Raw genomic sequence first — 25,753 nt, forward strand, 5'->3', positions numbered from 1 at the left:
CATTCTATACATTGGAGAGAAAATATAAGTAAATTAAAATGTAGTAAAATTTATTATACCAGATAGTATAAAATGTTGAAAGCAGTTAATGTGTACAAAGTCTGTAAAGATATATTTACAAAATTCAGAAGTAAAAAGGATTGCATTTTTTCTTACCTTGGTTTATTGTTTAATTATACTTTTTAAACCGTTAAGTATAAAAATAAAAATATTGGAGGAATTACAAATGACTACATATTCATTACCAGCTTTATCTTACGAATTTAACGCTTTAGAGCCACATATCGATCAACAAACAATGGAAATCCATTACGGAAAACATCATCAAACATATGTCAATAATTTAAATGCCGCACTTGAAGGGCAGGAAGCATTACAAGCAAAATCATTAGAGGAACTATTAAGTAATCTTGATGAAGTCCCAGAACAAATTAGAACAGCGGTTAGAAATAATGGTGGAGGTCATTTAAATCATTCTTTATTTTGGGAAGTAATTGCTCCTGCTACAGGAGAAAATGCTCCTTCTGGTGAACTAGCAGAAGCAATCACTAAAGCATTTGGAAGCATTGATGCATTTAAACAGCAGTTTACTGCAGCAGCTACAACTAGATTTGGATCTGGTTGGGCATGGCTTGTTGTTGACAAAGAAGGTAACTTGAAAGTAACAAGCACACCAAATCAAGATAATCCAATTATGGATGGAGAACGTGCAATCCTAGGTTTAGATGTTTGGGAGCATGCATATTACTTAAATTATCAAAACAGAAGACCTGAATACATTTCCAATTTCTTCTCTATTATTAATTGGAGTGTAGTTGCTCGGAAATTTGCTAATAATAACGAATAAGATAACGAAGATTAAGTGTTTCATGCTTATCTTTAAGCTTGGAGGATAATATGAAGCTTGTAGGAATTTCCGGCTCATTAGTGGGTGCAAAAACTTCCAAAGCAGTAAATGAAGTTTTAGTTGCAGCTAAGTCGCTTGATCCAGCCGTTCAAGTGGAGTTGATTGATTTAAGAGAGTATGAGATTGAATTTGTTAACGGTGCTCCACTTAGCTATTATAATGATGATACGATTAAAGTAGTAAACACTATATTAGCAGCAGATGCTCTTGTTATAGGAACGCCTGTATATCAAGCTTCCATAACAGGCGTATTAAAGAATCTTTTTGATCATCTACCAGTAGATGCGTTTAAATCAAAAGTGACAGGAATGGTTATCACAGGCGGTACAGATAAACATTTTCTTGTGATGGAATACCAATTAAAGCCAATTCTTACGTATTTCAAAAGTTTGGTTACCGTACAAAATGTTTTTGTGCATAATGATTATTTTGATGATGAAAACGAAATAACAGATGATGATGTTAAAAAGCGAATGGCTAAATTAGCGGAGGAAATTGTTTATTTAAAGCGCTAGTTTAAGCTTATCTATATGACCACATGACAGATCTGCTATATATTAGTAGGTCTGTTTTTTATTATTTAAAAGGGTTCTTGCTTGTTTTAGCTCCACTAAATTATGGAACAGGTACTTGACATCTAATCTTATTTCTTTCAATGTATAAAGTAATAACGAACGATAGGTGAATACGATGGAAATTAAAACTTTATTAATTGCACCATATCCTGCATTGGAGCATGTAATGGAAGAATGTATAAAAATTGATCATGAACTTAATATGCATATTGAATTGGCGAATCTACAGGAGGCAATTCCAATTGCAAAAGAGGCGGAAAAGCAAGGAATTGAGATAATAATAAGCCGTGGGGGAACGGCACAATTAATAGAGCAAGAAGTGAATATTCCAGTTGTTGATATACATGTTTCTGGCTATGATATGCTACGCGTACTGACCTTGGCAAATGATTATCCAGGAAAAAAAGCAATTGTTGGGTTCTCTAACATTACCATTGGAGCTAAAGCAATAACAGATTTGTTAGAAATTCCAATTGAGGTATTTACGATTGAGGATGCAAAAGAAGTTGAACCATTGGTGAATCAATTGAAAATAGATGGCTATCAATTAATCATTGGGGACGTTATTACACGGGATGCAGCAGCTAAGTATAATCTAGAAGGGATACTGATACAATCAGGAAGAGAAGCTATATTTGAAGCCATTAAAGAAGTTAAGAGCATTTACCGAATGCTGAGAAAGCAACGTTTGCAAATGACTATTATGCAAACCGCCATAGAGAGACAATTATTGGATGTTATTGTAGTGAATGGTGAAGGGACTATTGTCTATGAAAACTGGGCAATATTCGATCGTACGCAAGTTCCAATAAAAAAATTGATAAATGTGATACATAAAAAAAAATATATTCAAGAAGAACTAGATATAATAGAGACGAATCAGCATAAAAGAATAAAACAGATGATTGTTCCAATAAATTTTGAGGGAGAGAATCATTATTTGTTTGCATTCTCTTTATTAGATGAATTAGTGCCGGAAAATCCTTTGCATATTATAGATGTCCAAACTCAACCGGTGATTATCTCTAAAAGTGAGAAGATGAAGAGATGTATCGATAAGATAGATAGTAATCTTAATAATAATTATTGGATACTAATAGGGAAATCGGGCACTGGAAAAAAACAAATTTCAAAACTTATTCATTACAAAAAAAATAGGGGGATTGGTTTTTTAGGAATCCTATCTGCAGCTGCATTCCTTACGATGAAAAATCAAATAGACTCGGATATAAAATCGATATATTTTAATGAAATCGAAATGTTAAATGCTAGCGAGTTAAGATTATTTATTGGAAAAGTAAAGAAGTTACATGCTTTGGGGATAACAGTGATTATTGCAATAGATACGATAGACACTGAAATATATCACTCTCTTTCTTATACTGTTTTCATACGTATTGATTTACCAGCATTGTCTGAGCGGAAAGAGGATATAAGGCCATTAGTAGCATTTTTTTTAGCTGCTTTTCATGCGGAATTTGGAACTTCAGCAATTAAAATAAAGGAAGATGCTATGGAGATATTGGAATCCTATACCTGGCCAGGCAATGTGGAAGAATTATATATTCTTATTCGTGATGCTGTAAAGGAAGAGAAGGGGTTCGTAATCGGGAAGAGGTTAATTCAACTGCTTTTAGGGGATAGGTTAAATAAATTAGAAAGTAAAGATAATGAATTTTTACAAGGTACTTTAGTAGAAATTGAAAAAAGAATTATTGATACAGTCATGGAAGAAGAGCAATATAATCAAACAAAAGTTGCAGAAAGACTAGGGATAAATCGAACGACTCTATGGAGAAAGCTGAAACAATAAATTTTCAGCTTTTTTTTGTTCTTAGTGTTTAATTTTGCAACGTTTTATACTATTTTCATTGTGTTAATAAATGAAAGCAATTACAATTACTATTGTAAACGATTACTTATTGTTTTAAATTGAAACATACTAAAAGGAGTGTTAAAATTATGAAGATAAAAGAAACGTTGGATCGGATTCCTGGAGGGATGATGGTAGTTCCGTTGCTAATTGCAGCACTGTTAAATACATTCACTCCCAATCTTCTAAGAATTGGAAATTTTACAGAGGCTTTATTTGTTAATGGGGCACCTACTTTAATTGCATTATTTCTTTTATGTACTGGAGCACAAATCAATGTAAAATCTTTTGGAGTTTCTGTTGGGAAAGGGGCAACTTTATTACTAACAAAATGGGTAGTTGGTGCCGTCTTTGGATTATTAGCGTATCTATTTGCTGGAGATAATGGTCTTTGGTTAGGTTTAGCACCTATTGCAGTTATTGCCGCAATGACAAATAGTAATGGTGGATTATTTGTTGCATTAGTTGGTCAGTACGGCAGTAAAGAAGACCGAGCAGCTTATTCACTTTTAGCTCTTAATGATGGACCTTTTTTAACAATGGTTGCTTTATCAATCTTTGGTGCGATGGGATTTGTTGATGGATTGTTTTCTGTTACTTCCTTTATTTCCGTGCTTCTTCCTATTGTTGTCGGGATGGTGTTAGGGAATTTAGATGATAAAATCAGAGAATTTTTAGATAGCGGAAGTTCTATGTTAATTCCATTCTTTGCTTTTGCTCTTGGAATGGGGATTAATTTCTCTGCCATTATAGAAGGTGGTTTAGCAGGAATCATTCTAGGATTATTAACTGTTTTTGTAACAGGAACAGCTGGTTATTATGTATTTAAACTTCTAAAATGGAATCCAATTGTTGGAGCCGCGGAAGGTTCAACAGCTGGAAATGCGGTGGCAACTCCGGCAGTAATAGCAGCTGCAAATGTCAGCTTCGCATCAGTGGTGGATATTGCAACAGTTCAGGTTGCTGCTTCTGTGGTGACCACAGCAATACTACTTCCAATCTATGTAGGATTCTTAGTGAAAAGATTAGAAAAAAAGGATATAAATTTGAGGAACAAGGTATCAAAATGTAAGGTAAGGATGTGTTCGACTTGAGAAATAAAATGGGCATTATTTCAGATGATTTAACAGGCGCTAATGATTCAGGTGTTCAACTGGCGATGAAAGATTTGTCAACTACTGTAGTGTTTGATGTTAAAAATTCGTCTGAAAACGCAGATTCTGATGTTCTTATATTAGATACGGATAGCAGAGCAAAAAACGAAGAAGAAGCATATCAGTCTGTAGTAGAGGCTGCTACATTTCTAAAAAAAAGAGGGTATCAACATATATATAAGAAGGTTGATTCCACGCTAAGAGGGAACATAGAAGCTGAACTTACAGCGATAGAAGCTGTTTATGAGCCAGAGGTCATTGTTATTGCTCCAGCCTATCCCAAAATGGGACGTCAAACCATCAATGGGCATCATTTTGTAGGCGGTGTCATCATAACAGAAACTGAATTTTCAAACGATCCGAAGACACCAGTGGAAGAATCCTATCTACTAAAGCTCTTAAATCCAACAGATAATAGGAAAATTAAACTATTAAATAAGGAAATTTGGCATAAATCTAAGGAAGAGATAGATAGCATCATACGCTCTTCGATAGAGGAAGGTAATAAATGGTTTGTTTGTGATGCGGAAACAGAAGAGGATCTTTTCCATATCGCAGAACTGTTTGTAAGGATAAATAAATCAATCGTATGGGCAGGATCAGCTGGACTAATTGAGTATTTGCCAGAAATATTAAACCTAAATTCTGCTTCTGTAAAAGATACAGAAGAAATGGAAATTAATCATACACTTATTGTTTCAGGAAGTTTATCTCAAGTAACCAAAAAGCAATTATGCAAGGTTGAGAGTTTTACAAATTCCTATTTTCTGAAAATTAATCCAGTTGATTTAGTTAATCAAATATATAGATTGGATGAGCTTGCGAATAAAGTTGAGCAACATGAGGGCTGTAAACATTTTGTGCTTTATGTGGAAGCTGATGATACTAACAGAACGAGTGCGGTAGAAGCTGGTAAGAAGCTTTGTTTAAGTAAAACTGATGTAAGTGAGGCAATATCGAACGGTTTGGGGATTATTGCAAACCATTTATTAAAGGCTTTTCCTACTATCAAAGGTTTAGTGTTAACAGGTGGAGATACAGCCAAGGCAGTATGTCGAGCACTAGGTGTTACGGAAATGGAATTGTATTTGGAGATTGAGGCAGGACTTCCCTTTGGTAAAATTAGAACAGAGATTAATAGTTATTGGGCGGTTACTAAGGCTGGTGGATTTGGGGCAGAAGAATCATTAATAAAAGCATTAGAATTTATGATTAACAAAAGAAGGGTGATAGTATGAGTAAATTAAAACCAATAGTAGGTATAACAATGGGAGATGCAGCAGGTGTTGGTCCAGAGATTATTCTAAAGAGTCTCGGTAAAGAGGAAATGTATGATATTAGCCGACCTTTAGTAATTGGTGATAGTAAAATTTTAGAAAGAGCAAAACAGTTTGTAAATAGCGAGTTGATAATAAAGAATATATCTGTAGAAGACATTGCAGAAGTATCTTATCATTATGGTACAGTTTATTGTTTAAATCTAAATTTATTGGATGAAACGCTTCCTATTGGTACAGTATCTCCAGAAGCAGGGAATGCAGCATTTCAATATCTTGCTAAAGCAATTGAGCTTGCAAAAGAAGAGAAAATTCACGCCATTTGCACGGCACCTTTAAATAAAGAGGCATTGCATAAAGGTGGACATAAATATCCAGGTCATACAGAAATTTTAGCTGATCTTACTGGAACACAAGATTTCTCTATGATGCTTTCTGCACCTAACCTAAAAGTTATTCATGTAACAACACATGTTGGGATTATTGATGCAGTAAAAATGATAAATCCAGAACGTGTTTATCATGTTATTAAACTCGCACATGATACGTTGCAAAAAGCAGGAATTGAAAACCCTAAAATTGCAGTATGTGGTATAAATCCGCATGCTGGTGAAAATGGATTATTTGGTTATGGAGAAGAAGAAGAGAAAGTAATCCCTGGTGTAGAGAAGGCACAAAGTGAGGGCATAGAAGCAGTTGGCCCACTTCCAGCAGATACATTATTTTTCCGAGCAGTTCGCGGAGATTTTGATATTGTTGTAGCAATGTATCATGACCAAGGACATGGTCCAGTGAAAGTATTGGGATTAGACGCAGGAGTAAATATTACGGTTGGTTTGCCAATTATTCGAACAAGTGTGGACCACGGGACAGCATTTGACATTGCAGGTAAGGGGATTGCGGATGAAAAAAGCTTAATGGAAGCAATGCGTCAGGCTGTTGAATTAGCTCCTAAGTTGTGATCAAAGTAGTCTCTATAATCTGGTAAAGAAGATGTAGATAGTCAAGTTTTTTTGAGATAAATAAATTTGGCCTCACACTCTAATGAGTGGAGGCTTTTTCTTTACGTCGATATTCAAAAGGAGTATAGTTTGTCTCTTTTTTAAACAGTTTAGTAAAGTAAGAGTAATTCCCATAACCAACTTTATCGGAGATGATATGAACTGGCAAGGTTGTTTGAATGAGTAACGTCTTAGCGAGTTCTACTCTTTTTTTAATGATATAGTTGACAAGAGAGAGGCCCTTTTCTTTCTTGAAAATTCTTGCAATATAATCTGGACTTAAGTACACAATTTTTGCAATGCTATCTCTTGTGATATTTTCATGATAATGTGCATCAATATAATCGCAAATGGTATTTACAACAGATTTCTGTGAATGAATAAAGTCTAAATAATGGAGTGAAGTATCTGCTAAATAGGTAATATAAATCATCATATCATCAATGGAACGTAATGATTGAGTCTGTAGTAGGTTATTCGTATTTCCATCAAATAATTTGTGAGCGAGCACTTCCTGCTTTTTTAAATGAGTAAACAATAATTGAGTGATGTCTAATCGGAAATTGTGTAATACATTAAGGTTAAGATTATTGGTATCTTTTAAGTAAATTAAATATTGTTCACATTTATTTAGAAACATTTGTTTATTACCGTTTTGAAGATGTTTTTCCCAAATGTCCAAATTAGGTTCTGTATACGGATTTGTTTTCTTTTCATAAGATTGAAAAAACTGAACTGTGTTTCTAAAATCAATCATATCCTCGCTTTTTTGTTGTAGTTGTTTTACTGCTTTGTGAAGTTTTTCTAAAGGTGTAGAAAAACAAAAACTAAAGCGAGTATCTATTAACAAATCATTTCGCAGAGTCTGGATTAAGTTCTGGCATAATGCAATGAATGACTGATAATCGAAATGCTCCTTGGAATTTTTTATAAGAAGTACATATTTTTCTTTATTAATATCTAATCCAACAATACTTTCCAAAGAAAAAGGGGTTTCCTTAAAGGATTCTTCTAAATGGACGTTTAATTTTAAGACCAAGTTTTCATCTATTTCTAAAATAGGAGGTATTTTCTCTTTTAACGAAATCTTATATGGAAATATGTTTAATAGAATTGGCAAAAAGCAGTCATCTGGGGAATAACTTAAATGATTTTTTAGTAATTGTTCTTCCAGTTCTGCTTTAAGCCATTTTGGATTACTTAAATAGGAACTCCAAAAATGATCCACTAGTTTTTGTTTATTTTGTTGCCAATACTGGCCAACTTGGATAGCCTCTTCGCTTTGCTGCCTTATTTTTATTTTTTTTATCGCTTTCAAAATACTAAACTCTAATTTATCGATTTCTATTGGCTTTAAATAGTATTCAAAGCTCTGAAGTTCAATGGCCTTTTGGGCATAATGAAAATCAGCAAAATTTGTTAAAAAAATTGTTTGTATCGAATATCCTTCTTGTCGGACCCATGCTAATAATTCAAGACCGCTACCGTATGGCATTTCTATATCTGAAATAAGCAAGTGGATGTTCTCATTAATAAAGATATTCTTTGCTTGGCGAATATTATGAGCAGTATAAACTTGTTCAATCCCTAGAGTTCCCCAGTTAACTTTTTCCTTCAATAACTTAACGAGAAATCGATCATCATCTACTATTAAGACATTCATTTTTTATTCCTCCAGTAATTGTTTTGGTATAACTAATTGAACAAAAGCTCCATCATTTATTCCATTTGAAAAGGATATAGAAAAGCTATTTCCATAAAACATTTGAAGTCTTTGGATGACATTATTTATTCCGATTTGTTTTCCATTAACTTCTGATAGGGGTAGTTGATTTTGAAGTTTGTTCAGTATATCTAATGGATAACCAGGCCCATTATCTTTTATGGTAATGTTCAATTTTTGTTCGTCTTTTGCAGGGGTAATACTTAGTGAAATGATTAGAGTTTCCTCATAATTTATATCAGAAAATCCATACTTGATACTATTTTCAATAAAAGTTTGCAGAATCAACGGAGGTATTTGCATCTCCTCTATGTTTAGTTGAATGGATGTTTCATAATGAAAAGTAGGACCATGTAATAATTGTTGAATAGAAAGATAATCGCTAATATGATCAAGCTCTTTTTTTAACGAAACAAGGTGATGATTTGTTTGAAAAAGGTATCGAAAGTAACGGGATGTCGCAATAGACATTTTCTTGATTTCGGCAAACATATGCAGTTCTGCCATACTATGAATACTTGATAAACAATTGATATAGAAATGTGGTTTAATCTGTAATCGTAAAAAATCCATCTCTATTCTTTTCTTTTCCAGCTCTTGCTCATAAATATTAATTTTTAATTTTTTTATTTCTTGCATTAGGTTCTTGAATTGTGTATTAGCCTGCTCTAGTTCGATAATGCTGTTGCTTTCAAAATTAATCGTACCGTTACTATTGTTTAGCTCAGATAGATTTTTAGAAAACTTTTGAATAGGAAAGATTAAACGATTTTTTATATAGAGAAAAATAAAAAATAAGATAATGCTAATAACGATAGTTGCAAGAATTAAGAGGACTTGTGTGATAACTACATGTTTAAAGGCACCGAAATGATCTACGTTTATTTGTAAGCTAAACGGCAGTAGTATATTCTTTTCTTCAAATAGTAACTTGCTTGTAAAAAAGGGAGAGGATGCCGCTTCATCTTTTGCCATTTGTTGATCAGTTGTTATTATCGTTTTTCCCTCTTGTTTCATGACGATGGAACCATTACTCCCTAAGTTAAAGCCATTTAAAGGTTTTAATAGATCTTCTGCAGACACTAAACAAACGAAAATTCGATTATCATAGCTTAATAGATGATAAAAATAAAAAGTTTCGTTTATTTTTATCGTTTTCCATGTACTAAATATTTCATATGTATGTAGCGCATCATTTTTAGAGAAAAAGTAATTCTTTGCTTGTAGATAATCTTGATAAGGTAGTTCTATAGGTGAAGCGTTAGAAAAAAACGATTCTTTTTTGAGACCAAGAAAGAACTGAAACTCTTTTCCAATCGAGTATTGAAAGTCATTTACTCTTGTTCGAAAATTACTTAAATTTTGTGGGAAAACGTCCATATCCATATTCTCTTCCATTTCTTCAATTATTGGTTCGTGTACTACTGTCCAAATCATAAAGTGGTCTATCGCGTTTAAATTGGAGCGAACATTTTCTATATAAAATTTGACGGAATTCGTAATGGTATCAATGCTTTGTTTCCTTGTAATAGAGATTGTTAACATACTAATAAACATGTTTATTAGTAAGATAATTACCATAATGATTAAAAGTACTTTTAAATAGTAATTTATAGAGCGGGATGGGTTCTTATCAATGGAACGTATCATTTACTCATCTCCAATGCTTATTTTCATTATATAAACGTAATACACTTTTTCTAGCAATATTCCGTTTTGAAAAAGGAAAATAACTGAAATACAACGGAATACTGCTATTTCTTAGTGTGGAATAGAGAAATAAGAAGAAAATCTGTCCTAATTAGTATTATTTCAGGTCGGATTAGCTCTATTTTTATTGAATGCGCTTTCATATAATAATTATAACAAATAAAGGAGGTGGTAGAGTTGAAAAGTACGATTGCTGTGGAAAAAAACACGCAAATCACACCTGATTTTCCAAATAAGAGAAATTATTTAAAGCGGATGAAAAAAAGTCTTCCATTATATGTATTACTTCTGCCCACTCTCATTCTATTAATTTGTTTTACGTATATCCCTATGTATGGAATTATCATGGCGTTCAAGGATTATTCTCCTGCACTCGGGATTTGGAATAGCCCGTGGGTAGGAATGAAGCATTTTATACAGTACTTTCATTCCTATCAATTTGGTTTAACGCTAAAAAACACATTATATATTAGTTTGTATAGTCTTTTTGTAGGGTTTCCACTTCCGATTGCATTAGCTATTCTCTGTAACCAAATGCGGATTGGAATGTTTAAAAAATTCTTTCAAGTTACCACTTACTTGCCTCATTTTATTTCAACGATGGTAATGTGTGGTATGATATTAATTTTTCTATCACCGAGCACTGGGCTTATAGCCAATATTTTATCTATATTTGGGATGGAAATGCCGAATCTTCTATCTAAACCGACACTTTTCAGTAGTGTATATGTATGGAGTGATGTATGGCAGCATTTAGGATGGGATAGTATTATTTTTCTGGCAGCATTGTCAGCTATTGATCCTACCTATTACGAGGCTGCAACGATGGATGGTGCAAGCCGCCTACAGAAAATTATCCATATAGACTTACCACTTATTATGCCTACGGCTATGATTTTATTAATCTTGCGTGCTGGAAGTCTTTTAAGTGTAGGTTTTGAAAAAGTTTTATTATTACAAAATCCATTGAATTTAACTGGAAGTGAGGTTATTTCAACCTATGTTTATAAGGTAGGGATGCAAAACTTTCAATATAGCTTATCAACTGCGATTGGTTTATTTAATACCGTAGTAAATGTTATCATTTTACTTCTTGTAAATTGGCTATCCAAGAAACTAACAAAAACAAGTTTATTATAGGAAGGAGGCCTCAGTCTTGGAAGGAACACTTATTCAAAAATTTAATAAAAAATCACAAAAGAAAAAAAGTTGGAATGATCGCTTGTTTGACATTGCTGTCTATACGACTGCTATTTTAATGATTTTAATGATTGTGTATCCTTTATGGTTTATTATTATCGCTTCCTTTAGTAATCCAACAGATGTTACAAATGGAAACGTATGGTTTTGGCCAAAAGAGTGGAAGGTAGATGGCTATATTGAATTATTTAAGCAGGAAATTATTTGGAGATCTTATTTGAATACAATTATTTACACGGTTGTGGGGACGATTATCGCTTTAATCGTTAATATTCCTGCAGGATATGCTTTATCAAGGGCTGATTTATTCGGGAAAAAGTGGCTATCTATTTTTATACTTATTCCTATGTTTGTAAGTGGAGGATTGGTACCAACTTATCTAGTTATAAAAGGATTTGGGTTACTTGATACCTTTTGGGTAATGGTATTACCTTTTGCTGTGTCCTCTTTTAATATAATCATCGCTAGAACTTTTTTTAAAAATAGTATACCGGATACGTTGTGGGAGGCAGCGCAAATTGATGGATGTGGAACAATCAGATATTTTTTAACGATAGTACTGCCATTATCAAAAGCTATTTTAGCTGTAATTGGTTTGTGGACTGCCGTTGGTATTTGGAATTCATGGTTTAATGCACTGATTTATATTTCCAATGAAGATTTGCAGCCGCTTCAATTAGTTTTGAGAAGGATTCTAATTTCCAATGAATCTTTGCTTGGTACTGCATCTGGGGAACTGGCATCAGAATTAAGAAGATTATCCGAAATGATGAAGTATGCAGCGATAGTTGTATCAACTGCACCTATTATGTGTTTATATCCATTTTTGCAAAAATATTTTAATCAAGGTGTCATGGTTGGTTCTATAAAAGAGTAATAGAAAGGGGAATAGCAATGATAAAGAGAAGCTGGAAAGGGTTACTAAGTGTTGTTTTAACAAGTAGTTTAATTGTTGGCTGTAGCAATGCTAACACGAGCACCAAAGAAAAGGAAGATGGGGAATATCGAATTGCAACCGTTCGTTGGGCAGACTGGGGCGATGATTTTCTTAAAGGCTTTGTAGAAGATACAGAAAAAGAAGCTGGAATTAAAGTCGATTGGGACATCTATTTAAATTCCGAATGGGGAGATAAGAAATCAGTACTGATGGCAGGTGGAGATTTACCAGATGCATTTTGGGGATCGTTAGCTTTAAGTGATGGGGATATTGCCCAAAACCAAAGTCTTTTTATTCCATTAGAGGATTTAATTGCAGAAAATATGCCGAATCTAATGGCGGCATTTGAGACAGAGCCATCATTACGAGCTCTAGTTACCTCTCCTGATGGCCATATTTATAGCTTGCCTAAGAAATTGCCTTTAAGACCGTTAACAGGAAATCAGCTATTTATTAATCAAAAATGGTTAGATAATTTAGGCTTGGAAATGCCAGATACGTATGAAGATTTTTATAATGTTCTAAAAGCATTTAAGGAAAAGGATGCAAATGGAAATGGAGATTTAAATGATGAAATTCCTTATGGAGGGAATATTTATGGGTTTATATTGCCATTTGGCGTAACGAAAGGAAATGATAAAGCTGGTCTAATGACTTTAAAGGATGGAAAGCCTTCTTACATTCCTACACAGGAAGAATATAAAGAGGGAATTGCATGGATGAATAAAGCATACAAGGATGGCTTAATCGATCAAGAATTGTTTACACAGGATGATTCAATGGCAGAAGCAAAACGTAAAGATGAAAACGGTTCATTAGTAGGAGTCGCCTTTGGATGGACACCAGATGCTGTATTTGGTCCAAATGCCAAGGAATATGTTCCATTGGCGCCGCTTAAAGGTCCTGATGGAGAAAGATACGTAATTTCTGATACGGAAACCTATTCGAGAAATGAACTACTTATTACGACTCAAGCCAAGGATCCAGCAAAATTATTACAATGGGCAGATAAATTTTATACAGAGGATGCTAGTATTCAAACTTTTTATGGATCATTTGGCATTGGGGTAGAGAAAAATGATGATGGGACGTATCAAGTATTGAATGCACCTGAAGGAGAATCAGCAGATATTTTTGCTTGGACTAATTCATTCCGTGATTTTGGTCCTAAATATATTGAAGATGGATTTAATGAAAAGGTAACTTTGCCAACTGATAGTGGGGATGGATTAAAGCTAGAACTTGATAAAAAAATAAGCGAATACGCAAGAGAGCAATTTCCAACAGTAAGCTTTACAGCAGATGAAATGCAACGTTTAAATACGTTGAATGTAGACTTAACTTCCTATGTGAATTCCATGCAATCTAAATGGGTTGTAGAAGGTGGAGTAGAAAAAGAATGGGATGATTATATAAGGCAACTAGAAAAAATGGGTTACGGTGAGTTTATGGAAATCCAAAATACTGCATTTAACAGATATCAGGAATCATTAAAGTAGAAAGTACGAAGTGCAGCAGTCAGAATTAAACTTTTATTTCTGACTGTTGTTTCTTTATAAAAGACTACTTGATTATCTAATAGGAAGTGAATTATTTATTGTTGAAAAGGCAGGTGAATGAAATGGGTACATTCTTTCAACTCGATAGTCCCATCAGCAGGAATTTAGCGAAAATAGTAGATGTTCTTTTATTGAATATTATTTTTATTCTTTTCTCACTTCCTATTGTCACGATAGGTGCTTCGCTAACAGCTTTGTATTCGGTTCATTTTAAAATAGCAAGAGGAGAACATCCCTCCATTTGGATAAGTTTTATCCAGTCGTTTAAAAAGAATTTAAAACAGAGCTCCCTTATTTGGTTTCTCCTGATAGGTATTGGCGTAATTCTACTTGGAGATATTTATTATCTTGTATACACCAATGGGATTTGGAAAGTTATTTTTATGAGTCTAACCCTTATCTTTAGCTTTTTATATCTTACATTGTTCGTAATTATTTTTCCCTATATATCTAGATTTGAAGATTCAATAAAAACAGCAGTTGTAAATTCTTTATTGATTGGAGGCTTTCACTTTCCATATTTATTACTGGTACTAATGATCAATATAGTGCCTATTGTTTTCTTTTTATCCTCTTTTACTGGTTTTTTAACAGGTGTCTATTTCATTACCTTTGGTGGACTTTCCATTTTGACTTTTGTGAATTCGATTATATTTAAAAGGATTTTTTCAAAATATGAAAACAAAAAAGGAGGAGAAGTATGATGGAGAAAATACGGATAGGATTAATTGGAGTTGGTGGGATGGCTCAGTCTCATATAAAGGGATTGCAGAATGTCGGAACGTTTCAAATTGATGCAATCTGTGATTCAAATAACAAAAATCTAAAAAAAGTCGGAGAGCGATTAGCTATTAAATCGGAAAATCAATATATAGATTTCCGTAAGTTAATTGATTCTCAAAAAGTAGATGCAGTTGTATCCATCACACCCAATAATGTACACGCGCCAATATTGGAATATTGTATCGAAAAAAACATGCCTATCTTAACAGAAAAGCCGTTAACATTGGACTATGAGGAAGCGAAACAGCTTGCTGAAAAATATAAGCAACAACCTATTCTTTGTATGGTAGGGTTTAGTTATCGATATACACCAGCATTTCGATTTGTAAAAGCATTACTAGATAAAGGGGAAATCGGTCAAATAATGAATTTTTCTATTCAGTATCTGCAAGGGTGGGGAGCACTACCTTATGATACTCCCTATGTTTGGCGCTTTAATCCTGCGGTCACAGGAACAGGAGTATTAGGCGATTTAGGTTCCCATATGATTGATATGGCATATTATTTATTTGGATCATTTCAAGAAGTATCAGCTAAAATGGAAAGCTTTATTAAGAAAAGAAAAATGGAGCAATCGAATGAATGGAAAGAATTCGTTATTGACGACTTTGTATGTTTTCAGGCAAAAATGGAAAGTGGCATAGTTGGTACATTTCAAACAACAAGAAATGCTATAGGCTCAGGGAATCAGTTTGATGTGTCCATATACGGTGATAAAGGAACTATTCATGCAAGTACAATGGAAGAAGAGATAGTGAATTTGATACATTTTGATGATGGGACGGCTGAGGTTGTGGAGAAAAAAATGCATGTTCCAAAAACTGTATACTTGTCTGAATGGGAGGATTTTGCCCAAATGCTAAAGGGGAAAATAGGATCAGGTTTTCCAGATTTTGAAGTAGGACTAAGGAATCAACAAGTGTTAGAAGCAATAATCCAGTCCAGTAATCAACCAGGGAAAATGATAGATGCGTTAGAAAGCTGAAAGGGTTGTCCTTGTTTAATTCTCCTAATTACGGATATAATAACTAGGCGACTATTTGTACATAGATTATTATTCGATTAGAAGGAGAATTTATTATATGAAGTTTAAAGATCATCTTGTTTTTAATGTTTCTATAATCATAATCTTGTTGATTGTGTTAGTAGGAGCTCTTGCACCAGATACACTTAAGGAAGGCACAGCTAGTGTCCAATCCTTTATTACAGATTCTTTTGGTTGGTATTATTTAATTGTGGTCACGTTTTTCGTGATAATTTGTTTGTACTTATTAATAAGTCCTGTAGGTAAAATAAAATTAGGAAAACCTGACGATAAGCCTGAGTTTTCAAGACTAGCATGGTTAGCGATGCTTTTCAGTGCTGGAATGGGAATCGGCCTTGTCTTTTATGGGACAGCAGAGCCACTAAGTCATTATGCAATTAGCTCTCCGACAAATGAAATTGGTACAGATCAAGGTATAAAAGATGCAATGAGATATACCTATTTCCATTGGGGAATTCATGCATGGGCAGTATATGGGATTGTTGCTTTAAGCCTTGCCTACACGACCTTTAGGAAAGGTGGAAAAACATTAATCAGTTCAACCTTGAAGCCATTGCTAGGTAATTCAATGGAAGGAAGAGCGGGAAGAATTATTGATATTATCGCCGTTTTTGCAACAGTAACGGGGATTGCTACAACGCTAGGTTTTGGAGCGGTACAAATAAATGGGGGGCTTTCTTTTCTTTATGATATTCCTTCCAATTTTTTAACACAATTTATTATTATAGTAATTGTCACCGTCCTGTTTTTACTTTCAGCCCTTACTGGATTAGGCAAAGGGATTAAAATCCTTAGTAATACGAATATGATATTAGCTTTCGTTCTATTTTTGATTGTTTTTATCATGGGAAATACGGTTTTTATCCTCAATTTATTTACAGATACAATTGGAAGCTACTTACAAAACTTAGTGCGCATGAGTTTCCGAATTGCGCCTTTAAATGGTAAGAATCGCCAATGGATAGATGCGTGGACGATTTTTTATTGGGCTTGGTGGATTGCGTGGTCACCATTTGTAGGTATTTTTATTGCTCGTATTTCCAAAGGAAGAACGATTCGTGAATTTATAACGTTCGTACTATTTATTCCATCAGTAATTGGCTTTTTATGGTTCTCTGTGTTCGGTGGAAATGCGATGTATCTTGAACATAAAGGGTTAGGTACTATATCAACTTTTGCTACAGAAGAAACATTGTTTGCCCTTTTAGAGCATTATCCACTTAGTGCTTTACTATCCCTATTGGCTATTTTGTTGGTTGCTGTGTTCTTTATTACTTCTGCCGATTCAGGAACATTCGTTTTGGGGATGCTATCTGCAAATGGCGTACAAAATCCAAGTAATCGGATTAAAGTCATTTGGGGGGTATTGCTTACGACGATTTCCCTTGTATTACTTTATTCTGGCGGATTAGATGGATTACAAAATATGATGATTATTGCGGCTCTTCCTTTTTCCTTAATAATGATTTTAATGACAGTAAGTCTATTGAAGGAAGTACATCAGGAAAAAGCGGAATATGAATCAAAGTGGAAGAAGAAAAAAAGCTCGAAATAATATCGAGTCTTCAGAATCGAGGTTTTGTTTACCTTTTTGTTGCATGCTAAAATGTTGATGGGAGCGGAAATGTTACATATCCGCTCCCATCAACATATTTTATTTGGGGAAATTTTCAGTGACGAATTTAATTTTCATCTTCTTTATCTTTATTAAACCATAATGGCTCGTAATCATCGACTTCCCCATTATAATTGATTAAAATTTCTTCGCCGGCTTTTATATCCTTATAAGCATAATAATCAAAAGTATGTTTATCAAAATTAATCTCATAAGTCGCATTTGGTTCATACGAATGGTTAAAAAGCATGCCGTAACCTAGAACAACTGCACTGTGATTAATACCATATTCATATACATAATCTTCTAATACCGTTCTTTCGATATACTTATGTTGTTCATTTGGATAAGGAACAACAGGAGCTTCATGGAATAAGGTCCCCTTTTTAATATCACAAGTAGCAAATACGCCTCTATTGAATTCCCCATCGCTTAGGGGGGATGTTTTAATTTCTATCATTATTGTTCACCTACAACTCTTTATAGTTTACTGCTATCTCTTACTCTAACATTGATTCTTTTATTTAGGAAATAAATTAATGAAAAACTTATAAAAAATGAAGCATTTCAGTTATAATCTGACTTTTTAACTAATGAAGAATTTGGAGATAATAGTGTATAATGAGTACGATTCTTTAGGTTTTCGTAATGATTTTAGAATTGGATTACGTTTTTTTAATAAAGAACATAAAAAGGAAGAGACAGGAGAAAAAATGAAAAATTATAAATTGCTTATTCAATATGATGGTGGACGGTATAAAGGATGGCAACGCCTCGGTAATGGGGACCAATCCATTCAAGGGAAAATTGAAAACGTCCTGACAGAAATGGTAGGAGAAAAGATTGAAATTATCGGCTGCAGCCGAACAGATGCAGGCGTACACGCATTATCACAAGTTGCTAACTTCAAAATGAACAAAGAAATGACGGAAAAAGAGGTCATGAATTATCTAAATCACTACTTACCAAATGATATTAGTATTTCGAAAGTAGCAATCGTTCCTGATCGTTTTCATGCAAGATATAATGCAAAGGATAAAACCTATGTGTATAAAATTTGGAATAAATCGTATACCAATCCTTTTATGCGCAAATATAGTATGCATGTAGAGAAAAAGCTAAATGTAAAAAGAATGGAGCAAGCAGCTGCCTATTTTGTTGGTAAACATGATTTTACAGCTTTCTCGAACGCTAAATCTAAGAAGAAGTCAATGGTTAAAGAAATATACTCCATTGATATAAAAGAAGTGGAAGGGTTTCTTGAAATTCGTGTCAGTGGTGATGGTTTTCTTTACAACATGGTAAGAAAAATAGTGGGAACACTAATAGAGATTGGGCTAGGAAAAATCGAAGCAGATGCTATTCCAGCAATTATTGCAGAAAAAGATCGTAGTCTGACAGGAATGATGGCAGAAGCAAATGGGTTATTTTTAGAAAAGGTACAGTTTTAAAAGAAATAGGTAAAAGCGAGTAGGTTCTTTAGTAAGAAACTACTTGCTTTTTTTTATAGTTAAAAATGGTTTTGTTTTAAATGAACGTTTCCTCCTTAAAAAATTGTAGTGCAAATATAAAAAGCTTAGCCCAAAAGAGAATGATTTAATAAATAAACGGATAATTATATAACAAACAGAGATTTGTCACATGCTAAGGGAAGGGACTTTGCTTTTGAAGTAGAAATGAATATAGCAAGAGGAGGAAAATAAATGAACTATGCGGATGACAGTCTGATGCTACATACAGATCTTTATCAAATTAATATGATGGAGACATATTGGAGAGATGAAAAACATGAACGAAAAGCTGTGTTTGAACTTTACTTTCGCAAACTCCCTTTTGGAAATGGTTTTGCTATATTCGCTGGTCTTGAACGGATTTTATCTTATATAAAGAATTGTCGGTTTACACAAAGCGATTTGGACTATTTACGAAATGAAGGAGGTTATAAGGAGGATTTTCTTCTTTATTTAAAAAATTTCACTTTTTCTGGTGACATATATTGCATGGAGGAAGGGGAGCTAGTATTTGCCAATGAACCGATTCTAAGAGTAGAAGCACCAATTGCGGAGGCGCAATTAATCGAAACGGCATTATTAAATATTGTTAATTACCAAACACTTATTGCAACAAAAGCTGCGAGAATGAAGCAGGTTATTGGAGAGCAGACGGCAATGGAGTTTGGGACAAGAAGAGCACAAGAAATGGATGCAGCGATATGGGGAACAAGAGCTGCCTATATTGGTGGGTTTTCGGCGACGAGTAATGTAAGGGCAGGGAAAATTTTTAATATCCCTGTATCTGGAACACATGCACATGCACTTGTTCAAGCATATCAAGACGAATATGAGGCTTTTAAAAGCTATGCCAGCACCCACAAAGAATGCGTTTTCCTTGTTGATACATATGACACACTCCGCTCTGGTGTTCCCAATGCTATAAAAGTGGCAAAGGAGCTTGGAGATAAGATTCACTTTAAGGGGATTCGTTTAGACAGTGGAGACTTGGCGTATCTTTCAAAGCGAGCTAGAGAAATGCTTGATGAAGCGGGCTTTCCTGACACGAAAATTATTGCCTCTAATGATTTAGATGAGTATACCATTATGAATTTGCGGGCAGAAGGAGCAAAAATTGATATCTGGGGAATTGGAACAAAGTTAATTACTGCATTTGATCAAGCAGCACTGGGCGCTGTATATAAATTAGTCAGTATAGAAAATGAACAAGGTATAATGGAGGATACCATTAAATTATCTGGAAATCCGGAAAAGATTTCTACGCCAGGTCAGAAAAGAGTATATCGAATTATAAATAATGAAAATGACCATGCTGAGGGTGATTACATTGCACTGGCAAATGAAGTAATAACACAAGAACCATTAAAAATGTTTCATCCTGTTCATCCATATTTGAATAAAGTGGTGACGAATTACAGGACCATCGAATTACATCATCCAGTTATTAAAAACGGGCATATCCAGTTTGAACCACCAGCATTAAAAGATATTCAAATGAAGGCTAAAGAGAACCTGAATTATCTATGGAATGAATATAAGCGAACGCTTAATCCAGAAGAGTATCCAGTCGATTTAAGTAAAGCATGCTGGGAAAACAAGCGAAGCTATATAGAAAAAATGAAAGAGAAATCACGCAGCGTTTAACCTTTTTAAGGAGAGGATAAATTGGGTAAAATAGGGATTTACGGATCATCCTTTGATCCAATAACAAATGTTCATCTCTGGACGGCTAGCACTGTTGCCCATCGTTGTAAATTAGACAAGGTTATTTTTCTTCCTTGTTCCAGTAAGCGACGGGATAAAACAATGGAAACAGCAGATGAACATCGTATAAAGATGGTGAACATGGCAATAGAGGATAATGAGAAGTTTTCTTTAGATGATTATGAAATGATGCAAGATGGATGGGAAATCTATACGTATCATACGATGAATTATTTTAAAAAGCTTTTTCCAGAGGATAGTGTGTACTTTATTATGGGTGCTGATTTATTGGTTGATATTGGAAGAGGTATGTGGACAAAAGGAGAGGAGTTGATAGCAGAAAATCGGTTTATTGTAATGGCTAGAAATGGAATTGATATGCTTTCAGCCATAAGCCGATCGCCAATCCTCCGTAATCATGACGATGGGAGCACTTTTCATCTCTTAGATAAGGGATTGGCAATGGAAATAAGCTCTACCTATATACGGGAAGAATTTGCGATAGGTGGGGAACCGAGGTATCTTTTGCCAGAAAAATGCTATGAATATATAAAGAAAAATAAATTATACCAATAAACCATTCTAAAAAAAGCATGAAAAAACACAAAATTAATAAGAAATTAGTCATTGATGATTACTGAATAGTCTGATAGAATGAAGGCAATCTAAAGGCTATGTGTAACTGGCGAAATACGGAAAACCGTAGGGGAGCACATAGTGTCGTATGTCGTTCGCCTGGGCAGAGGTAAGGGATATACTCCTTTGCCTTTTTCTTTTTTAGATGATTTCATTTAGAAAGGTAAACGTATTAACCAAGCGTAAAAAGAATATAATTGAATGAAAAGGAGCAATGGAGATGAGCACTACGACTGTTAAAGATGTAAAGACTATTAAGACATTAAATAATATTGCTGCAAGTGGCCTAAGTGTGTTTAAAAAAGGAAATTTTACAATTGACGATACGAGCAATAACCCTGATGCAATTCTTTTGCGCAGCTTTAATATGCATGGTATGGAATTAGGAGAGAATGTTAAGGCAATTGCCCGAGCGGGAGCAGGTGTCAATAATATTCCAGTAGAGCAATGTACAATGCAAGGAATTGTTGTATTTAATACACCTGGTGCTAATGCAAATGCAGTAAAAGAAATGGTGCTTATGTCATTAATGGCTTCATCTCGAAATTTGTTTGAAGGTGTATCATGGGCAAAAACACTCCTCGCTGAAGGTGACCAAATTCCAAAACTAGTGGAAACGGGTAAAAAACAATTTGTTGGGCACGAAATCAAAGGAAAAACTTTAGGTGTCATTGGCTTAGGAGCAATCGGAGCCCTTGTTGCAAACGATGCCCTTGCTCTAGATATGGATGTCATTGGGTATGATCCTTTTCTTTCTGTAGATACAGCTTGGAATTTATCACGTAATGTGCAGCGAGCTATGACCTTAGAACAGCTATTTGCAGAATCTGATTATATAACAGTCCATGTGCCTTTAACAGAAGATACGAAGGGAATGTTTAATCAACAAGCTTTTGACTTAATGAAGCCTGGTACGCAAATTTTAAACTTCTCTCGTGGCGAGCTAGTAAATGAAATTGATATAGCTGTTGCTTTAGAAGAAGGCAGAATAGGACGATATATAACAGACTTTCCGAATGAAAATGTCCTGCAAATGAAGAATACGATTGCTATTCCTCATCTTGGTGCATCTACTGAAGAATCTGAAGAAAATTGTGCTGTTATGGCAGCTCGCCAAGTAAAGGAATTTTTGGAAACAGGTAATATTAAAAACTCTGTAAACTTTCCAAATGCATCCATCCCATACACAGGAAAACGTCGTGTTACAGCCTTCCATCTAAATATTCCTAATATGGTAGGACAGATAACACAAGCAATTTCTACTTACCAGTTGAATATTGCTGATATGATAAACAGAAGTCGTGGCGAGTATGCTTACACGATGATTGATATCGATAACGAAGTAGCAGATGAAATCATCCCACTGCTTTCTAAGCAATTAAAAGAGATTGATGGAATCGTAACAATGAGAGTTATCTAAAGTGGAGAAATAAATACGATTTGATAGGCTCCTGGTTGAAAAGGAGTCTATTTTTAATTTTTGAGATGGGTTCGTATTATTTGGTAATTAGTTAAATGATCTAAAGTAGAGAGGAAATAATCCAACCCAACTAGTCATTTCTACTAAATCCATTCAAAAAGGCTGCCCAGTGGACAACCTTTAGCCTTAACAGATTATTTAAACAACACACTCACAGACTTATGCTCATAAACACGGCTAATGGCATCACTCAGTAATTCAGCAATCGATAGCTGCGTAATTTTGTCAATTCTCTTTTCCTCTGGAAGTGGAATGCTGTTTGTCACAATCAATTCCTTGATTTGGGATTCTTGGATCATATCAATTGCTGGTTCAGATAAAACAGGATGGATACAGCATGCATATATTTCTTCGGCACCATTCTCAAGTAATGCCTTTGCAGCAGTCGTAATGCGGTAAGATGTATCAACAATATCATCTACAATTATGGCTGTTTTTCCTTCAATGTTTCCGACAATGTTTACCTCACGAGGACCAATATCTTTTGGGCCACGCTTATCGATAATTGCGATTGGGGCTTTTAATCGATCTGCAAGTTCTCGGGCACGAGTAACACTACCGTGATCTGGGGCAACTACTACTACATCACTTGCATACGCTTTTGTATTTAAGTAGTCTGCAAGCAGTGGTATTCCTACTAATTGGTCCACTGGAATGTTAAAGAAGCCTTGTGTTTGTGGTGCGTGCAAATCTAATGTGATAACACGGTCTGCACCAGATTTTTGAATTAAATTGGCAACTAATTTAGCCGTAATTGGCTCTCTTGGTTGTGCTTTTCTATCCTGACGTGCATATCCATAATATGGAATGACGACATTAATCGTTTCAACAGAAGCTCGTTTTAAGGCATCAATCATAATGAGTAATTCCATAATACTTTGATTTACAGGATCACAAGTGGACTGAATAATAAATACTTCACAACCACGGACGCTTTCCTCGATATTAATTTGAATTTCCCCATCGCTAAATTTCTTAACGGTACATTTTCCTAATTCAGTACCTAGATGCTCTACTATTTCTTGGGCTAGAGCAGGGGATGAATTAAGAGCAAAAACTTTTAGTTTTGTTCCTTGATATGTATTGGCCATGAATGGTTCCTCCTATAATCTGAACAGACTTAGCTACCTCAATCTACCTAAAGAATAGCTCCTACTATAAGTATTGTAGGATACCGATATTTGTATTTCAACCAATTATAGCATTTTTAGAATGAAACTTCTTAAACATTTCTTCCTATTGCAATAGAATAGTACAGTATTTAATCTATAATAGCATATTCTAAAAGTATAAAAATTAATCATGTTGCTCACGAATCTCTCTTTTAACACAATAAGAAGAGTATGAGTAAAATGTTTGTGGGAGAATAAATATCCTTTTTGTCTAGTTGGGGGACGAGTCCCCCAACTAGACAAAAAGGCCACCAAGCGAAAGCGCGGTAGCTGGAAAAAATTAAGTATTAAAAAAGAGAGCTTCCTTTTGTAAAGTAGAGTTTGCCTAGAACACTACGAAAAGGAGAGGCTCTCATGAATGAATGTAACATAAAATTACCATCATTAAAAGAATTGGAAAAAACTTTATTTCGAACACTACAAATGACCTTTCAAGAAATCCTTGTTCAAACATTAGAAAATTGGGATCTAGAGATTGCTCAGCAACGAGACAAAAGAAGATTTGCTTTACGAGATAAACGAGAAATACGAGTAGATACAGCGTTTGGAGCAGTGGAGCTGAAGCGTAATTATTATTTCGATCGAGTGACCAAAAAATATATATGTCTGTTAGATCACTACTTACAGTTTCAAGGGAATAAAGGGTTTAGTCCACTATTAGAAGAATGGGGGCTAGAATTAGCGACAAATGGTTCCTCCTATCGAAAGGCGGTGGAAACGTTCGAACAATTTTTAGGCTATTCGGCGATGAGCCACGAAGCATTACGGCAACATCTTCTTCATACAAGCGTACTTCCCGCTAAGGAAAAACGCCCTTTTCAAAAGGTATTGTTTGTCGAAGTAGATGGATTATATGTGAAGAGTCAAGAAAAGAAAAAGCGTGGATGGGAGTTGAAATTCGCCGCTGTACATGAGGGATGGAAAGAAAACGGAAAGCGAGTCAGGCTCCGAAATAAAAGGCATTTTCTCTATGAAGGAAAAGAACCCTTTTGGGAAGCTTTTGAAACATTCTTACAGAATCATTATGCGTATGATCCAACCCAAACCTTGCTTATTATTAATGGCGATGGAGCAGGCTGGATAACGGCATGTCGAGAGTATTTTCGGGAACGAGCCTTTTTCACCATGGATCGTTTTCATGTCGCTCGTTCGATGAAGCAGCTTATGAAAAACCATCCTCGATATCGCTACATGAAAAGAGCGTTAAGAAATTATCAGGTTGATTCCTTATTTTTAGAGTTGAATAGCGCGGTAGGAACAATGGATACACCAGAAGAAGAAGAAAAACTAGCGCATTTCCTCGCCTTTTTAACGCATCATCAGGAAACCATAAAAGATTACCGTAGTTGGTTACAGGAGAAAGGCGTGGACACGACAGCGTATCGACCAATGGGAAGTGCAGAAGCAATGATGAATCAATTAGCCAAACGATTAAAAAATGGAAGAGCATGGAGCAAAAAAGGGGTCATGAGCATGGCACGTTTGTGGATTGGGTTGAAGGATGATCTATCTATCCAAACGATATATGGAAAATGGGAAAAAGCCACGGAAAAATCAAAGAAAGAGCATCGACCGAAAAGAAAAATATCCACAAAATTAGTGACAGAAACCGTACGTCAGAACATGCCATACTTAAATCAGGTGATTGGAAAACCCGTTCACTTTGCCTTACAGGGATTAAAAGGTTTTTAAAAAAGAAAAAAACGAAATTTTGATAAAAGAAAACATTTAGAAAACGGATACAAAATTAGAAGTTTTACTTTATAAAAAGGGAGCTATAAAAAACTCCCACAAAAACTTGACTCAATCATAAGAAGAGAGATTCGTGAATGTTCCTTTATAATGTGCTAAACTATAATTCGTTGATTTTGTTACATAATAGAATTTAATA

Annotated in this window: 21 protein-coding genes and 1 riboswitch; of the genes, 17 read left to right on the plus strand and 4 right to left on the minus strand. The window is 34.6% G+C overall.

Translation table 11 applies throughout. The annotated features are described in order from the left end of the window. Positions 1-226 precede the first annotated feature (226 nt). The 6 genes from ACWNMZ_RS10245 (at position 227) to pdxA (ending at position 6,748) form a co-directional block, all read left to right on the plus strand. On the plus strand, positions 227-847 hold the full coding sequence (locus ACWNMZ_RS10245) for a superoxide dismutase (RefSeq protein ID WP_031538768.1): 621 nt from the start codon (positions 227-229) through the stop codon (positions 845-847). 50 nt (positions 848-897) lie between these two features. Further along, a complete protein-coding gene (locus tag ACWNMZ_RS10250; RefSeq protein WP_031538767.1) occupies positions 898-1,422 on the plus strand; it encodes an NADPH-dependent FMN reductase in 525 nt (174 codons plus the stop codon). Between the two features lie 175 nt (positions 1,423-1,597). Continuing rightward, on the plus strand, positions 1,598-3,295 hold the full coding sequence (locus ACWNMZ_RS10255) for a sigma-54-dependent transcriptional regulator (RefSeq protein WP_031538765.1): 1,698 nt from the start codon (positions 1,598-1,600) through the stop codon (positions 3,293-3,295). Between the two features lie 149 nt (positions 3,296-3,444). Beyond that, entirely contained in the window at positions 3,445-4,449 is a 1,005-nt protein-coding gene (locus ACWNMZ_RS10260) for a 2-keto-3-deoxygluconate permease (RefSeq protein WP_035416584.1), read from the plus strand. Further along, complete coding sequence (locus ACWNMZ_RS10265; RefSeq protein ID WP_231512579.1) at positions 4,437-5,747, plus strand: four-carbon acid sugar kinase family protein; 1,311 nt, start codon at positions 4,437-4,439, stop codon at positions 5,745-5,747. Before ACWNMZ_RS10260 ends, ACWNMZ_RS10265 begins: the two co-directional genes overlap by 13 nt. After that, a complete protein-coding gene (gene pdxA, locus ACWNMZ_RS10270) occupies positions 5,744-6,748 on the plus strand; it encodes a 4-hydroxythreonine-4-phosphate dehydrogenase PdxA (RefSeq protein WP_031538760.1) in 1,005 nt (334 codons plus the stop codon). The genes ACWNMZ_RS10265 and pdxA overlap by 4 nt, the downstream gene beginning before the upstream one ends. Positions 6,749-6,827: 79 nt before the next feature. Here the strand turns inward: pdxA and ACWNMZ_RS10275 are convergent, their stop codons facing one another. Together ACWNMZ_RS10275 and ACWNMZ_RS10280 are read right to left on the minus strand one after the other, a co-directional pair. Continuing rightward, a complete protein-coding gene (locus ACWNMZ_RS10275) occupies positions 6,828-8,450 on the minus strand; it encodes a response regulator transcription factor (RefSeq protein ID WP_031538758.1) in 1,623 nt (540 codons plus the stop codon). Positions 8,451-8,453: 3 nt separating this feature from the next. Then, positions 8,454-10,160, minus strand: a complete 1,707-nt coding sequence (locus ACWNMZ_RS10280; protein ID WP_031538756.1) for a sensor histidine kinase — start codon at positions 10,158-10,160, stop codon at positions 8,454-8,456. 237 nt (positions 10,161-10,397) lie between these two features. On the opposite strand from ACWNMZ_RS10280, the gene ACWNMZ_RS10285 reads away from it, so the two are divergent. From ACWNMZ_RS10285 to ACWNMZ_RS10310, 6 genes are all read left to right on the plus strand, one after another. Further along, on the plus strand, positions 10,398-11,360 hold the full coding sequence (locus tag ACWNMZ_RS10285; protein ID WP_197030897.1) for an ABC transporter permease: 963 nt from the start codon (positions 10,398-10,400) through the stop codon (positions 11,358-11,360). A 16-nt stretch (positions 11,361-11,376) separates the two neighbouring features. After that, positions 11,377-12,297, plus strand: coding sequence for a carbohydrate ABC transporter permease (locus tag ACWNMZ_RS10290; RefSeq protein WP_051640992.1), 921 nt, complete (start codon positions 11,377-11,379; stop codon positions 12,295-12,297). Positions 12,298-12,314: 17 nt separating this feature from the next. Next, complete coding sequence (locus tag ACWNMZ_RS10295) at positions 12,315-13,856, plus strand: type 2 periplasmic-binding domain-containing protein (protein ID WP_031538750.1); 1,542 nt, start codon at positions 12,315-12,317, stop codon at positions 13,854-13,856. Positions 13,857-13,942: 86 nt separating this feature from the next. After that, complete coding sequence (locus ACWNMZ_RS10300; RefSeq protein WP_152910788.1) at positions 13,943-14,620, plus strand: DUF624 domain-containing protein; 678 nt, start codon at positions 13,943-13,945, stop codon at positions 14,618-14,620. Then, on the plus strand, positions 14,617-15,684 hold the full coding sequence (locus ACWNMZ_RS10305; protein ID WP_231512578.1) for a Gfo/Idh/MocA family protein: 1,068 nt from the start codon (positions 14,617-14,619) through the stop codon (positions 15,682-15,684). The genes ACWNMZ_RS10300 and ACWNMZ_RS10305 overlap by 4 nt, the downstream gene beginning before the upstream one ends. Positions 15,685-15,781: 97 nt before the next feature. Continuing rightward, complete coding sequence (locus ACWNMZ_RS10310) at positions 15,782-17,299, plus strand: glycine betaine uptake BCCT transporter (RefSeq protein WP_031538745.1); 1,518 nt, start codon at positions 15,782-15,784, stop codon at positions 17,297-17,299. A 127-nt stretch (positions 17,300-17,426) separates the two neighbouring features. On the opposite strand, the gene ACWNMZ_RS10315 is transcribed toward ACWNMZ_RS10310, so the two are convergent. Continuing rightward, on the minus strand, positions 17,427-17,819 hold the full coding sequence (locus ACWNMZ_RS10315; protein WP_048716905.1) for an SET domain-containing protein: 393 nt from the start codon (positions 17,817-17,819) through the stop codon (positions 17,427-17,429). A gap of 253 nt (positions 17,820-18,072) precedes the next feature. On the opposite strand from ACWNMZ_RS10315, the gene truA reads away from it, so the two are divergent. The 4 genes from truA to ACWNMZ_RS10335 all read left to right on the plus strand — a co-directional run bounded on the left by truA (position 18,073) and on the right by ACWNMZ_RS10335 (position 22,630). Beyond that, positions 18,073-18,810 (plus strand): tRNA pseudouridine(38-40) synthase TruA, encoded by a 738-nt coding sequence (gene truA, locus ACWNMZ_RS10320; protein ID WP_031539398.1) that lies wholly within the window; start codon positions 18,073-18,075, stop codon positions 18,808-18,810. A gap of 252 nt (positions 18,811-19,062) precedes the next feature. Next, positions 19,063-20,514, plus strand: a complete 1,452-nt coding sequence (locus tag ACWNMZ_RS10325) for a nicotinate phosphoribosyltransferase (RefSeq protein ID WP_031539400.1) — start codon at positions 19,063-19,065, stop codon at positions 20,512-20,514. A 21-nt stretch (positions 20,515-20,535) separates the two neighbouring features. Continuing rightward, positions 20,536-21,150, plus strand: coding sequence for a nicotinate (nicotinamide) nucleotide adenylyltransferase (gene nadD, locus ACWNMZ_RS10330; RefSeq protein WP_031539401.1), 615 nt, complete (start codon positions 20,536-20,538; stop codon positions 21,148-21,150). A gap of 92 nt (positions 21,151-21,242) precedes the next feature. Further along, positions 21,243-21,322, plus strand: a riboswitch (ZMP/ZTP riboswitch). A gap of 108 nt (positions 21,323-21,430) precedes the next feature. Continuing rightward, positions 21,431-22,630 carry a phosphoglycerate dehydrogenase gene (locus ACWNMZ_RS10335; protein WP_449598623.1) on the plus strand — a complete coding sequence of 400 codons (1,200 nt, stop codon included), beginning with the start codon at positions 21,431-21,433 and terminating at the stop codon, positions 22,628-22,630. 194 nt (positions 22,631-22,824) lie between these two features. Here ACWNMZ_RS10335 and ACWNMZ_RS10340 read toward each other — a convergent pair whose 3' ends face one another. Then, positions 22,825-23,781, minus strand: a complete 957-nt coding sequence (locus ACWNMZ_RS10340; protein ID WP_449598624.1) for a ribose-phosphate diphosphokinase — start codon at positions 23,779-23,781, stop codon at positions 22,825-22,827. A gap of 435 nt (positions 23,782-24,216) precedes the next feature. Between ACWNMZ_RS10340 and ACWNMZ_RS10345 the strand changes: the two genes are divergently transcribed. Next, positions 24,217-25,554: an ISLre2 family transposase gene (locus tag ACWNMZ_RS10345; RefSeq protein ID WP_449598625.1), complete on the plus strand. Its 1,338-nt coding sequence runs from the start codon at positions 24,217-24,219 to the stop codon at positions 25,552-25,554. The last annotated feature ends 199 nt before the right edge of the window (positions 25,555-25,753 follow it).

It is taken from the genome of Niallia sp. Marseille-Q9988, assembly GCF_976954375.1.